General features: G+C 56.6%; 15 protein-coding genes. All 15 read left to right on the forward strand.

Going from position 1 to position 11,706, the window contains the following annotated elements:
• Positions 1-52: 52 nt before the first annotated feature.
• The 15 genes from mobI (at position 53) to JJD74_RS24640 (ending at position 11,535) form a co-directional block, all read left to right on the forward strand.
• Positions 53-547: a conjugative transfer protein MobI(A/C) gene (mobI, locus tag JJD74_RS24570; protein ID WP_124097840.1), complete on the forward strand. Its 495-nt coding sequence runs from the start codon at positions 53-55 to the stop codon at positions 545-547.
• Positions 548-1,369: 822 nt separating this feature from the next.
• On the forward strand, positions 1,370-1,537 hold the full coding sequence (locus tag JJD74_RS24575) for a hypothetical protein (protein ID WP_181086670.1): 168 nt from the start codon (positions 1,370-1,372) through the stop codon (positions 1,535-1,537).
• On the forward strand, positions 1,527-1,883 hold the full coding sequence (locus tag JJD74_RS24580; protein WP_181086669.1) for a hypothetical protein: 357 nt from the start codon (positions 1,527-1,529) through the stop codon (positions 1,881-1,883). The genes JJD74_RS24575 and JJD74_RS24580 overlap by 11 nt, the downstream gene beginning before the upstream one ends.
• A 94-nt stretch (positions 1,884-1,977) precedes the next feature.
• A complete protein-coding gene (locus JJD74_RS24585) occupies positions 1,978-2,454 on the forward strand; it encodes a hypothetical protein (RefSeq protein ID WP_011154398.1) in 477 nt (158 codons plus the stop codon).
• A gap of 29 nt (positions 2,455-2,483) precedes the next feature.
• The gene (locus JJD74_RS24590) at positions 2,484-3,185 is read left to right on the forward strand and encodes a DUF2786 domain-containing protein (protein ID WP_124097842.1); all 702 of its coding nucleotides are present in this window, start codon (positions 2,484-2,486) and stop codon (positions 3,183-3,185) included.
• Positions 3,186-3,504: 319 nt separating this feature from the next.
• The gene (locus JJD74_RS24595; RefSeq protein ID WP_103406875.1) at positions 3,505-4,134 is read left to right on the forward strand and encodes a hypothetical protein; all 630 of its coding nucleotides are present in this window, start codon (positions 3,505-3,507) and stop codon (positions 4,132-4,134) included.
• 73 nt (positions 4,135-4,207) lie between these two features.
• Entirely contained in the window at positions 4,208-4,420 is a 213-nt protein-coding gene (locus JJD74_RS24600) for an exodeoxyribonuclease VII small subunit (RefSeq protein WP_013100931.1), read from the forward strand.
• Complete coding sequence (gene xseA, locus JJD74_RS24605; RefSeq protein WP_147811511.1) at positions 4,407-5,801, forward strand: exodeoxyribonuclease VII large subunit; 1,395 nt, start codon at positions 4,407-4,409, stop codon at positions 5,799-5,801. The genes JJD74_RS24600 and xseA overlap by 14 nt, the downstream gene beginning before the upstream one ends.
• A gap of 89 nt (positions 5,802-5,890) precedes the next feature.
• Positions 5,891-6,361 carry a ParB/RepB/Spo0J family partition protein gene (locus JJD74_RS24610; RefSeq protein ID WP_147811510.1) on the forward strand — a complete coding sequence of 157 codons (471 nt, stop codon included), beginning with the start codon at positions 5,891-5,893 and terminating at the stop codon, positions 6,359-6,361.
• A 15-nt stretch (positions 6,362-6,376) separates the two neighbouring features.
• Positions 6,377-6,607, forward strand: a complete 231-nt coding sequence (locus tag JJD74_RS24615; RefSeq protein WP_147811509.1) for a hypothetical protein — start codon at positions 6,377-6,379, stop codon at positions 6,605-6,607.
• 106 nt (positions 6,608-6,713) lie between these two features.
• Positions 6,714-8,654 (forward strand): AAA family ATPase, encoded by a 1,941-nt coding sequence (locus JJD74_RS24620; protein ID WP_200617016.1) that lies wholly within the window; start codon positions 6,714-6,716, stop codon positions 8,652-8,654.
• A 167-nt stretch (positions 8,655-8,821) separates the two neighbouring features.
• Entirely contained in the window at positions 8,822-9,358 is a 537-nt protein-coding gene (locus tag JJD74_RS24625; protein WP_196492190.1) for a hypothetical protein, read from the forward strand.
• Between the two features lie 34 nt (positions 9,359-9,392).
• Entirely contained in the window at positions 9,393-9,587 is a 195-nt protein-coding gene (locus JJD74_RS24630; protein WP_060765406.1) for a hypothetical protein, read from the forward strand.
• A 482-nt stretch (positions 9,588-10,069) separates the two neighbouring features.
• A protein-coding gene (locus JJD74_RS24635; protein WP_228379854.1) for an IS3 family transposase occupies positions 10,070-11,244 on the forward strand; the annotation gives its coding sequence in 2 pieces (ribosomal slippage) (positions 10,070-10,289 and positions 10,289-11,244; 1,176 coding nt in all).
• 6 nt (positions 11,245-11,250) lie between these two features.
• On the forward strand, positions 11,251-11,535 hold the full coding sequence (locus tag JJD74_RS24640) for a twin-arginine translocase TatA/TatE family subunit (protein ID WP_185709560.1): 285 nt from the start codon (positions 11,251-11,253) through the stop codon (positions 11,533-11,535).
• Positions 11,536-11,706 lie beyond the last annotated feature (171 nt).

Here is an 11,706-nt window from a genome sequence, read left to right on the forward strand (position 1 = left end):
CACGCCCTCTCTGTCGACCCGCAAAATGCTCCCATCCACAAAGGAGCAACATATGAACTCACCCTGTGAAGCCCCAAAGCACCCAGCAGTAGCTGAGCTTGATCGTGTCTATTCCAGCCTGGTAGGCCGAGCGGAGGAGCTGCGCGACTCTTTCTTCCAGACAGCCCTTTCACTGCACGCAGGTAAGCCAGGGCACATACCGATCGTGATCCGTATCCGGCAATCCAGCCCGAATGCCGTCACCATCGAATGGGCGAAAGTCATCTTGCCGAGGCTCAGGGAAGGCGAAGCCAAGAAGCCGCGGGTCATCCGGACAATCAACAAGGGCCAAGGAAGCAAGTACCAGGTCTCGTCGTTCTCATTCGTGAAGGAGCCCTTGAAGAACATAGTTCGGGCCTACGAAATCCAGCTCGCCGAGATCCGGGAAACGTGTTCAGTCATTCAGCGAGTCCGCCGTCAGCTTGTCCCTGCGGTAAAGAAAGCTGGCGTGGTTGACGGCTCAATTTCTGCGTTCATCACTCATGATTACCCCGCAACGTCCGACTAAGCGTGTCGACTGTGAACGGTGCCGAAAAAATGCTGGAGCCCAACAAAATCAAGGGTTCCGGCCTACAACACCCCTTCACGACACCCCTTCACGACGCCCTTCGGCAATGACGACACCTCTTCACAGTACCCTTTGCTGCAAACCGACCCGGCTGAATAGCCGCGACGCCTTAACGGGCGGGCGTTTCAGGCCAGCAACACCCCTTCACAACACCTCTTCACAACACCCCTTTGGCGATGACGACACCCCTTCAAGGCAACCATCTGAGGTGGATATCCCTACACCCCACGTGGCGCGGGCCTTTCAAAGCGGTGAGCATGAAACCAGCCCCAATGCGATTTTCTCTCTATGTGAGGTGAACCGTCAGACTCCCATAAGCAAGCGAGGTGGTGTGAGGGTCGCTTTCCTGAACATGTGTCGCGAAGCGGATGAAGGCTGTGTGTCGGAAGTGAGCAAACACCAGCGGGCGGTAAGAGGGCGGCGATCGGAATCAGGACGCATTAAATCCTTGGGATTGGATGCGATGGTGGGAGCATTGGCACAGCGCAAATTTGCGGGCTGGAGAAAGCGGCCAGGATTGAGGGGGAGTAAATCTCATGCTCGGGAGCGAACAACTGGAACTGCTGCTTGGATCAATCGGCGCATTGAGTGCCGGGTTAGCAACCGCCTGGCTGACCTACTACGGATCGAGGTATGTACTCAGCGATGCGAAAACCGACTGCGCGAAACTGCGGGCGGCGATGAAAGCCTTGGCTGGCAAATCTGCGAGCGCAAGGGGAGGGTCTAGCGAATGATTTTCGTGAACTTGCCACAACTGGGAGCATGGACATCAGCCGTCCACGGGATGATTTTCGCTGGCATGTGCGTGATCGGCCTGGCTTGCTGCGTAAGCCTGTTGATCAAGTCAGCATTGGTTGTCACCAGCGTGATATCGAACATAAAGAGCCGGCTAAACACGGCAATGAACAGGCGGTGACATTTGGAGTTTAAAAAGAGAGGTGACGGCAGGTTATTTCCGCCGGTACTACCAAACGGCGATTTCATAGGCGTTGCCCACGGGAGCCAGCTCCGGCAGGTTCTTTTTTCAGTGCGGGATGAAGGCCTGTACGGGGAGGGTGTATTTCTCCTATGGCACGAAATATCCGGCGTATCCATCACTGACGCCAGAGGATTTCAGATTCGGAGCGGAAAATATGCCAGCGGCGGAATTGGATTTTACGCAGGGGCATCTGCTCTGCTCGATTTGACTGGGGAAATCGTTACCCGGATAGATGGATACACTGTCGACTACTGCCTGATGAACCGAATCAGTTACGAATCAAACAGGAAGATCTAGTTCGATGCTGCGTTCGTGCGCTTTTAAACGTGTCGCGAAGCGGATGGATGCATGTTGTTAAGGTGAACCACAAATTTAGGGACAAGGGGATTTTATGTACGGCGTTAATGAGTTGATCGGGGCCAGCGGTAGTTTTTCTCTTGAAGGATACAACCTCCCTGCGGATAAGGAGTGGTCTGAGGAAATATTGGAGGTGCTGCATGCAGACATTCCGGGCAGTCATGATCTTCTAATTGCAATCGTACTCACTCAGGAGTGCGCAGGGTTGCGTGAGCGGAGTTCTATGGCGATGGCGGTAGTGCTTAGTGAATACGAGTCAACGCTCGGGCAAGCGGATGCGTTGCGAGCAAGAACGTTTTTTGCCGCCGCTATCACAGAGCTGAAGATGGTTCTCGATGAACTTAAAGACCAGCCGCAAGCAGAACAGGAAAAAGTGTTGTCGCGTTTGGGGGAGTATTTCGGGGCTGGCGTCCAAAAGTTGGACACCTCTTTTGAGGGGATGGAGCAAGTATACTTGCTGAGCAACCCGAATACGGGGAGATATTGGTTGTCGCTGAAGCGTCATGCTTAATAACGTGTCGCGAAGCGGAGGATTGAGCGGTGAGTGAGTGCGCGACTGGAGACAAGAACAAGCGCGCTCGCGCACTGGACAGAATCAAGAAATGTTTTGCGCTCGCCAAATCCAGCAACCCGCATGAGGCCGAAGCAGCAATGCGGCAAGCCCGCAAACTTATGGATAAGTTCAAGCTGGAAATAGGCGATGTGCATGCCACCCAGACGGAAGAATTTTCCCTGCGGATCGGTAAAGCCAAAAGCGTTCCGCCACAATGGATTCGCATGTTGTCGATGACGGTTTCTAAAGCGTTTGGCTGTGTGAGTTTCTACAGCTATGGCCCTGACGGGCAATCGCTGATTTTTATTGGAGAAATCGGTAGCGCTGAAATGTCGGCTTATGCGTATGAGGTGCTTATCCGGCAACTGAAAGACTCCAAGAGAAAATACCTCTCAGGAGTCAGTATTCAGGGCACAGTTCAAAGGCGCAAAGCGGGGGTGCTGTATGCGGAAGCATGGATCATCGGCGTACACAAACGAGTAGAGGAATTTTCCGGCGTTACGGAAGAAGTGGAAAGGGCAATCCACGCTTATACGCAGAGAAATTATCCAGGTGTTCCGGTCACAAAGATGAAACGCCGAAAACTGGATATGGATGCGTACCGAGCCTACATTCAGGGCAAAAGGGACGGTGAAAGCGTTTCTCTGCACAAACCCATGGGGCGTGACGAGCACATGCAGTTGGAATGAGGTCACGCCAGGAATAAGTCCCGCTCGAGCGGGATTTTTTTCGTCCGAGGTTTGTCCCCGGAAAGTGGGGGTAAGCCTGTGGATAAAGTCCTGGCGTGGCGGCCTGGGAACGCTCCCCCGGCGATGCTCAAATTTCAACCAGCCGGGCGAAATCGACATCACGCTTGACGTTCGCAATCGAGACAGAGATATTCCCCTCGGCACACGGGTAGGTGCCTGCCGTCCACACTGGCAAAGCGAAAGCACTACCGACAAACCAACGGAACCCTTACGGGTGCTCCGAAGTGGACACAGAGCATCAGCCTTTGGAGGCTGCCGTATGCAAAACCCAATCACACTCCGCGATATCGAAAACCTCAAAAAGCTCGCCAAGCAGGCAAAGGTCCGTCACCCAGGACTGAGCCATACGCAGCGTCTCAACCTGATGGCGCAGCATCATCTTCAGGCACGTAGCTACCACGAAGTTCGCAGGTGGGTCGCCCGCTCGCTGGAGCAGCACTACGAGCGGAAGGACGGTGGCGTGGTCTACTGCAAGCTCTGCCGCTTTTCTTTCGTCCCCGGTATAGCCGAGGACTCGACTACTCACGAGAAGCGTCACCTCAATTTTGAGGAAGCTCTTTTCTCCCTCGGTGCGTTACCAGCTGCACATGCCACCCGAGAGCAAAGGAAACGCGAGGCGCATAACCTCATCCATTCCGCGCCGTCCCCCGGCGAGGAACTGGCTGGAGTCGAGCAACTGGTCAACGCCTGGTATGACCGTTCGCTGGAATCCGCGATCGGCAATGGCGACTGGAAGAAACACCCTAGCCTTGCCGAGTATGCCGCGATGATCGTTCCAACCGTTGAGGCCTGGTTGCGGCAGAGCAGGGCGTTGTACCTGTCCAAATACGGCTGCAATCGAGGCGTGATTCCAGAGGGTCAGACAACGTGGGTTCAGCCTGAGAGCTGATAGGGTTGGGTCTTTTGGGGAAGCTGCGACAATCGGCACGTTGATTGATCCCATCTTCCCCAGGACTTCCCACATGAGCCGAGATACCTACGAAGCCAACATCGCCTTCATCGACCAGACGGTAAAGCGCCTGGAGCGCAATGAAGTCAGCATCGACGAGTTGGAAACCCTTGCTCGCGAATTTGCGGATGCCCGTAAGTTCTGCGCCGACCGGCTTACCCGTATCGAGGGCGTTGTTCAAGCAACCTTGGGCGCTGAAGAAGGACAGGCCGGTGAGCGCACCTGATCCGATTGAGCAGCACCTCACTCTCAGCGCATACCTTACCCAGATCCAGAAGGCCATCCGTGCTGCGGTGCCAGACAGCTGCTGGGTTGTTGCGGAACTCAGCGACTTCAAGCGCCGCCCGAACGGCCACTGCTACATGGACATCTTGGAGTCGCGTGAGGGAGCCGAGGTCGCGAAGGCGCGGTGCACCATGTTTGCGAACGTCGCCGGCAAGGTACTTGGTGAGTGGCAGCAGGCAACCGGAGGCCTGCCCCAAGCAGGAATGAACGTCCTGCTGAAAGTGAGGGCGGATTTTTCCCCTCAGTTTGGCTTCTCCCTGATGGTCACCGGCATCGACCCGAGCTACACGCTGGGTGACATGCAGGCCAAGATGCAGAAGATCATTGCCTCCCTGAAGGAGCGGCAGTGGTTCGACCTACAGCGGGGGCTTCCCTCTCCAGGGGGCTTCTGGCGCGTTGCGGTTGTGGCTCCGCACGAGGCCGCTGGACTGGCCGATTTTCGGCGTGATGCAGAGCAGTTGGCTGCGGCCGAGGTATGCGGCTTCGAGTATTTCTCAGCGACGTTCCAGGGTCGTGATGCATCAGATAGCATCCGCTCTGCGTTGCGGACTGTTCATGAACAACATCAACAGCAGCCATTCGACGCCGTATGCATCATCCGCGGGGGGGGAGCGAAAAGCGATCTGGCCTGGCTCAACGACGCGAACCTTGCGGCTTGGGTCTGCCGGTTGCCTGTCCCGGTATTCACCGGCATTGGGCACGAGGTCGACGAGTGCGTGCTTGACCTCGTGGCGCACCGCCGGTTCGACACACCATCGAAGGTCATCGGGTTCATCAAGACAGCGCTCATGTCTGAGGCCTCAACTGCTCGGGCTCAGGTCGAGCGGGCCAACGGCATGATCTTGCGCCTGGTGTCTGGCCAAGCCCCGCATCTGGATCGCGCTTGGGGCACCTTCAGCCGGCGGGTGACGGAAATGCTCCATGGGGAGCACCGGCAACTGTTGCAACAGCAAAGCAGCCTCGACAAAGGCCGGGACCGCCTCATCAGCCAACAGCGCATGGCCCTCCAGCTCGCGCAGGATCGATTTTCAAGGCTCGGGGCTGGTCTGTGTGTAGCTGAGCGCCAAAGGGGGCTGTTTGCCGCCTCGAGGGTGGCTTCCCTGAGTAGGGCGCTGATCACCAAGGAGTTTTCGCGCCTGGAGCTTGCATGCACGGTCTACGACAAGACAAACCCGCTTGCACTGCTCGGGAGAGGCTTTGCCTTAGTCCGTGGCCCTGGTGGGGAGATCATCAGCAGTGCCCAGCAGGCTCGCGATGTCAGCAAGCTCGATCTGGCCTTCGCCGATGGCCATGTCATTGCGGTAGTGGCAAAAGCGCAATGACGCAGCAGAAATATTCCATCTGAATTGCCGAAGAAGGCTGCGAGTGGCGAACCGCAGAGCACTACCCCGAAAGGTCGAGGAAAACAGACTTGAAAAACCCCACGGCGGTCCAAACGAACAAGCTGGTGCGAAGCAAGCTCAGCCCAAAAACTCCCAGTCAGGCCCAAGTCGATGCTATGGCTGAGAGCATTCTCAGTTACGGAATCATGGAGCCCCTTTTGGTTACCCGTCTTGGTGACCGCTATGAGATTACCCCTGGCGGTGGCCAGGTTCGCTGGCTGGCAGCTAAGCAACTGGGTATGGATATAGTCCCTATCCGTGTCGTGGAGCTCGATGATCATTCCAAGGCCGCGGCAGCCCTTATTTGCAACACTGTCCGAGAGAATATTGCGCCAGAAGAGGTCATCAACAGCCTTGAAAGGTTGGTTTCCGAGTTCGGGATAAATGCGGCCGATATTGTGACTGAGCGACTACCTGAGCTTCAGGAGATATCTGCTGAGCACCCAGAGTTTCAAGACCGGATCAAATCCTTACTTGATAGCTGTGAAATCGAAAACTGATCAAGGAAAGCGGATATGGCCAGCCGACGCCAGCCCTTCACCCCATGCAAGCTGTACATCGATGGCGCTGACGACCTAAGCGCTGGCGACTACATCCTCACTTCCGGTGGGTCGGCCTACCTAGTGCAGGCTACTCGGCCCAGCCCGAGCAAACCTGAGCGTCTGTATCTGGACTGCCTGCGCTGGCCGTCCGACCAGATTCCCGAGGACGCCAGGTGCTACCGGCTCAACTGGTACCGGCGTTGAGACAGTGTGACGTTCGGCCGGCCTGGCATACACTGGGTAGCTGAGCCCCGCCGCCGGCGCTAGCGCTGGTGGTGGTCGACGATGTGCATTCCATCGAGAAGAAAGCGTGACCGACCCGGTTCTTTACATCCCACTGCTGGCTTCACAGGCCGATTCCTTGGTTGATCCGAGTGGTTCTGCTCGTGTCCTACTTGGGCAGTGGGACGTGGCCCAAGTGGCTTCGGTGGCTGTCATCCAGAATTTACCGGCCCTGGACGGAAAGCCGAAAAGCGAAACACTCGTTGAGAAGGCCTTGGCCGAGTTGATTTCAGTCGGAACAGAACTGAGCCAAACGCATCCACCTGGTACGTTTTCCAGCCTGATTGCCGGCCGATTTAAGCGTGAGTTGTTTGAGAGAGGGCTGGCGCTCATGCCTCGGCTGCGGCTTCGCTTTCTGGATGAAGAGGCGCTGGATGCCAAGCAGTTCCTGATCGGTGGGCATTGGGACTTCAATTTCTGCGCTGCGCACACCCAGAAGCTCAATCCGCTCAAGCATTCGTTCGAGACCCCATCGGGGAAGATAATTTCTCTGTCAAACCAGCAGAGCCGGACGTTTCGCGTTATCCACGCCGAACCAGACGAAAGCATTCATATCCAGGGCCTGGCTGGTACCGGCAAAACCCACATGATCGAACGCTTGGTGGACTCGCTTTCATCATGTCGACCACTCGTGCTGGCGTTCACCGCGGTGCAGCTCCAGGCCTTGATGCAGCGAATCGGAGCCGCGAACGTGAGAGGAATGACGTTCGGAGATCTCGCCAACTATGTGCTTGAGCGAAGTGTCGGCTATTACAGGCCGGGCAAGCGGGCATCCGCTCGGCACCAGGTTGCCCCGGAAGACATCGCGTCCCGGTTAGGCTTCGGGTCGATCAGTAGGCTCAGCCCAGCCCAAGTGGCCACGGCCTGCGCAAGAATGGTTGCCTCTTTCTGCAACAGCACTGACCTTGCTTTATCAGAGCAGCACATCCCCAAAGGGCTTACCCTCGATACCGTAGATCGCTTGGTGCTGGTGGGGTATGCGCAAAGGCTGTGGGATCAGACCATAGAACCAACCGATCAGCGCCTTCAGCTCCCGCTTCGCGGGTATCACCGAATCAAGCACATGACCCTTCTTCATGAGGCGGTCATAGGCCTGGAGTTCACCCACATCATTGTCGACGAAGCGCACGACCTGAGCTGGCCACTCTCGGTATTTCTGGACCGCTGTACCCAACCCGTGATTACCCTGGGTGACGCATGCCAGCGCCTGGATGGGAGCTACTACCAACGGGCCAGCACACTACGCAAGCACGAGATCACCCACTCAATCCGCGCCGGCCGGCAGATCGAGGGAGTCATAAACCCCCTCATCGACAAACACCCGATACTGAAATTGGCGTCGCTCGAGGGCAACAACGGCATCGAGACAAAGGTTGTCTACTACGACAAGCCAGAGGTTCCCGCCGGGGCCGTGACGATACTGGTTGATTCCGAGTGGGGATTATTCGAGTGGTTTCAGCGCTTGGGGAGCGCTGGCGCGAGCTTCAGCTTGCTACCTGGAGCAATCAACACTTTCCGCCGGTTCATTCTCGATTGCATTGGCCTGTTCCATGATCAGGTACGGCCAACCCACAGCGCGCTCTTCAGGTACACCAACTGGGATGATCTTCGGGCTGATATGGGCAGCAAAAATAGTAGCTTTCAGCGCATCGACCGGATGCTCAGTAAGGGCTATAGCTCATCAGAGTTCGAGGCATCGTTACTCAACCTCGATGCGTCAGGGACAGCCCCACTACAGCTCGGCCGGGTCATGGACGCACGCAATTCAGAGATCGACGCTGTGATGCTCGCACCAGACTTGCTCAGTCAGGTAGGGCCTGGTGACCGCATTGCAGCGAGCAGGGCTTTTGCAGCCCTTTACACGGGGGGATCGAGAGCTCGTCACCAGCTCATCGTCCCTGGTTATCTCCGGGACTGGGCGTCTGATATGTCCACGGCGGCGAAAGCTCAGCCTACTCCATCCCCCTGAAGCCCCCGCCGGCGACCTGGACAGCAGATTGGCCTGGGTCGTACAGGGGCATATCTTCCAAATCCGAGGGAAACGTTTTCTGACCGCTTTGCGACCTGATTACGGCCTTGCTGGCGCTGACGGCGTGGAATAATCGGTCGAAATCAGCGATCAAGGGTTCCCCTCCAATGAATGCTCTATCGAAAGGCCTGCTCGGGTTAGGGGCTATGCCCATCACGCTGCTGGGCTCATTTGCTGTGTTTCCGGTTTTCGATGCGCCCAGCCAGGGAAACTGGATAGTCGCCGGTACCGTCGCTGCTGCTGGCGCTCTCGGGGCCTGGTTTCTTGAATGGACGGAGCGGAAAGTGGTGGCGAATCGCGTCGTCATCGACCTGAAGCCGAATCAGGTGATCGTCAACGGTGTGTCGATCGACTGCGCGTTTTCCTCCATGACTCATTTCTTCAGGAGCCGCGATACGCTTGCCGAGGCTGTTCGTCTCGCCGTCAACGAGGCCATGCTCAAACAGGAGAAATTCCTTGTCGCTCGAAAATCGGCGCTCATCAGGATCTGGCCGGGGAGCTTTCAGGTAACCGACTTCGAGCTGGAGGCGTTATCCGCGGCCATGGGTGCCGAGTTCATCTCACCGGCGTTTGAGCTGATGGGGCAACCGATGGCTCCGCAGGAAAGCCGCAACCTTCCCAGTGCACCGGCAGTGAATCCCTGAGCACACAACACCTTTCGGACGGAGAAGTCGAACAGTGGCCATCAACGAAGAAATTCAGGCGGTACTAAGCAACCCAGGAACCAGTGACTGGCTGAAGAGCAGTTTGGAGAAGGCGATCCACCGCGATTGCGTGGATGCGGCCAATGATGCCGAGCTGCTGCACGACCTGCTGAATCGGCGGTGCGATGCAGTTCTGAACGCCGCAGCCGGGCACGCCATCCCTCGCTGAGAGGGATGGTCAATTACAACAGAATGCCGGGTACTCGCTGGCGATCCATCGACTCGGCTTTCGAGGCAGGTACCAACTCCTGACAGTGCCACCCATCAGCGAGCTGGATGCAACCCGGCGCGATCATCGCAGCCGACCTCACCCCGGCAGGCACCGCCTGGTTTTGTATCGGCGCGCTTGTACAGCCACTGGTGAGAATTGCGAGCAGAGCGAGTAGCAGAGCCTGGCGCGGCATGGGATGTATCCTCTGGGTTGAGTTCGAGCCGAATCATGCCGCTCGGAACGAGAATCCCAAGCTGACCAATGCGTAGCCGAGCGGAACGGTCAGAACAGATCGATCTGGCCCAGTGAGTTACCACCCAGGCGTAAAGTGGACCCCGGAATCGAGACAGCGGTTTAAGCTGTAATCCGAGGAGGAAAGCAGCGTGACAGAGGTTAAGAAACGCAAGGTTCACAGCGCAGAATTCAAGGCGAAGGTGGGCATGGAAGCGATCCGCGGGGAGAAGACGCTCAACGAAATAGGACAACAGTACGGCGTGCATCCCGTGGTGGTCAGCCAGTGGAAGAAGGCAATCCAGGAACAGGCAGCCACGCTGTTTGCCAGCAAGCGTGGCCCAAAGCCTGCAGAGCACGCCGACGAGGACCGCTTGTACAGCGAGATCGGGCGCCTGAAGATGGAATTGGATTGGCTCAAAAAAAAGTCCGGACTATGAACGCAGACGTACGGATGAACTGGGTCATGCAGGACACGTCCCTGCCGATTACTCGCCAGTGCGAGCTCGCGCAGGTGCCCCGGGCAACTTTCTATGGCCGCAGGCCCGCCAATCTGGCCAGTGATGAACACTTGCTGTACATGCGGCTGATCGACGAGGAGTACACCCGCCACCCGTTCTACGGCAGCCGCCGCATGGTGGTATTTCTGCAGCGTGGGGGCCACGAAGTGAACCGCAAACGGGTGCAGCGTCTGATGCGCGTCATGGGCCTGGCAGGTATGGCGCCGGGTCCGGCAACCAGTCATCCACACCCCCAGCACAAGATCTATCCGTACCTGCTGCGAGGTTTGCAGATCGTGCGGACCAATCAGGTCTGGAGCACTGATATCACCTATATCCGGCTGGCGCGTGGGTTTGTCTACCTGGTGGCTGTCATCGACTGGTACTCTCGACGGGTACTGGCCTGGCGCATCTCCAACAGCATGGACACGGCGTTCTGCGTGGACTGTCTACAGGAAGCATTGGATCAGCATGGATGTCCGGAGATCTTCAACAGCGATCAGGGTTCTCAGTTTACGAGCGAGGCCTTCACCGGCGTGCTTAGAGTTGCCGGGATCGCCATCAGCATGGACGGGCGTGGGCGTGCGCTGGACAACATCTTTGTGGAACGGCTCTGGCGTAGCCTCAAGCACGAGGACATCTACCTGAAGGGCTACAGTACGGTGGCTGAGCTCACGCTCGGACTGGTCGAATACTTCGCGTTCTACAACGGCGAGCGGCCCCATCAGGGACTGGGAAACCGCACTCCTGACGAGGTCTATGCCGATGGTATTGGCGGCGGCGCCAGGATTGCTAATCACTTTGACCGGGACGGAAATCCTTCCAGCCCGGTCGCATCGGGGCAGCGCCGTTCGGCTGCAGTAGAAGCAATGGATTTAGCTTAAACCCGGATGAAATCTGTCTTGACAGATGGGTCCACTTTAGGTATCATGGACTGGAAACACTGGATTGTAATCTTGGTAGTTGTGGTTTTGGTCTTCGGCACAAAGAAACTTAAGGGGTTAGGTACAGATGTCGGTGAGACCATTAAGGGTTTTCGAAAGGCGATGAATGACGATGACAAAGCCTCTGAGAAATCTCCAGATCAATCATCGCTCACATTTCAGCCCCCGCAGGCAACTAAAACCTCGGGTTGTCAGAATGCTGAAACTGCTATCCGCGCTGCTACTGAGTGATTATCAGGTTTATTTTTTTTGCGCATCAAGTTATATAAACGTCAATTGTCTCTCGTAGTTAAACAGATGCCCGCTGGTGTGGAAGTATATCCTTATTAGCATGCCACATTAGAAAATAGGTAGAAAAATACTCGATTTAATAGCTGAGCAACCGGATATCCTCATCTTGCG

Origin of the sequence: Pseudomonas sp. MF6776 (assembly GCF_016613125.1) — a bacterium.
Lineage (GTDB): Bacteria > Pseudomonadota > Gammaproteobacteria > Pseudomonadales > Pseudomonadaceae > Aquipseudomonas > Aquipseudomonas iridis.

Coding starts and splice junctions, on each gene's coding strand:
- mobI (WP_124097840.1), top strand. CDS start 53: ATGAACTCACCCTGTGAAGCCCCAAAGCACCCAGCAGTAGCTGAGCTT.
- JJD74_RS24575 (WP_181086670.1), top strand. CDS start 1,370: ATGGACATCAGCCGTCCACGGGATGATTTTCGCTGGCATGTGCGTGAT.
- JJD74_RS24585 (WP_011154398.1), top strand. CDS start 1,978: ATGTACGGCGTTAATGAGTTGATCGGGGCCAGCGGTAGTTTTTCTCTT.
- JJD74_RS24595 (WP_103406875.1), top strand. CDS start 3,505: ATGCAAAACCCAATCACACTCCGCGATATCGAAAACCTCAAAAAGCTC.
- JJD74_RS24600 (WP_013100931.1), top strand. CDS start 4,208: ATGAGCCGAGATACCTACGAAGCCAACATCGCCTTCATCGACCAGACG.
- JJD74_RS24615 (WP_147811509.1), top strand. CDS start 6,377: ATGGCCAGCCGACGCCAGCCCTTCACCCCATGCAAGCTGTACATCGAT.
- JJD74_RS24625 (WP_196492190.1), top strand. CDS start 8,822: ATGAATGCTCTATCGAAAGGCCTGCTCGGGTTAGGGGCTATGCCCATC.
- JJD74_RS24640 (WP_185709560.1), top strand. CDS start 11,251: ATGAAATCTGTCTTGACAGATGGGTCCACTTTAGGTATCATGGACTGG.